Source organism: Vibrio sp. Y176 (genome assembly GCF_033438945.1).
Window position 1 is genome coordinate 1 of the sequence record NZ_JAWOQS010000689.1, and the last position, 640, is coordinate 640.

1 protein-coding gene is annotated in these 640 nt (G+C 49.5%); it reads left to right on the top strand.

Annotated features, from left to right (window positions below):
- Positions 1–57: 57 nt before the first annotated feature.
- Positions 58–640: general secretion pathway protein GspB (locus tag R7O13_RS28090; protein ID WP_318305349.1), on the top strand; the 583-nt coding region annotated here is incomplete at its 3' end.

Here is a 640-nt window from a genome sequence, read left to right on the forward strand (position 1 = left end):
ACAAAGTGTGCAACCTAATGCGCCAGCACTAGCAAGCATTAACAAGGAGGAGGCGTAATGTCAGTCATCAAACATGTTGGACTCTTTCTTGTGCCTATTAGCGTGTCAGCGATTGCGGTTGCGTGGCATTTAGATTTGCTTACGCCAGATACTCAAGCGGTTACGCCAGAGGTAGTGGTGGCGGAAGTCGTACAACAATTTGAAGTTTTAGATTATCCAGAATCAACGGATCTTGCTCAACTGCCACGAGAATGGCCGAGTGCCGAATTATCTCGCGACATTGGGACATTCTTGCAACCCTCCGAGTATGCCAACGAGGGTGAGGCTCCAGATCTGACAACGGCTACTCCCGTCACGAGCACAGCATCTACGCATCGTCGTGACGACTTAGGTTTGTCATTGGATGATCTAGACTTGTCTTCCTTGTCTCCAGATCTCGCCAAAAAAGTGGAAAATGCGCTGTCTCAAAATGATGCGCCGACTTCTGCACCGTCACAGGTGAATGACTTGGAGCGCAATGCGCAGCAGTGGCAAGGACGTCTTCCAGCCCTTAATTTGCAAACGCACATGTATGCCAGTGATGCCAATCGTCGTTGGGTGAAAATCAATAACGTGGAGTATCACCAAGGGGATGTGGTGG